We start from the raw sequence: 232 nt of genomic DNA on the forward strand, positions 1-232 counted from the left end.
CATGATTTGGTCACCTTATTGCCAGATCGTCTCTCGCAGACGATCCGCGAGTATTTCACCAATACTTATACACTTTCTGAGCGTCAAAAAGTTCAACTGGTGACCATGGATCTGAATGCGCAGTATCAGACTTTCGTCCGTCGTCTTTTTCCTAACGCACTGATCGTCTTTGACCGTTTCCATATTGTTCAGTTAGCGGGTCGGGCACTTGACCATGAACGGCTGCGTGTTT

General features: G+C 47.0%; 1 protein-coding gene. It reads left to right on the plus strand.

Annotated features, from left to right (window positions below; translation table 11 throughout):
• The coding region (locus FC65_RS11985; protein ID WP_162257073.1) for a transposase at window positions 1-232 on the plus strand (232 nt) is incomplete at both ends.

Source organism: Ligilactobacillus acidipiscis DSM 15836, from assembly GCF_001435755.1.
GTDB lineage: Bacteria > Bacillota > Bacilli > Lactobacillales > Lactobacillaceae > Ligilactobacillus > Ligilactobacillus acidipiscis.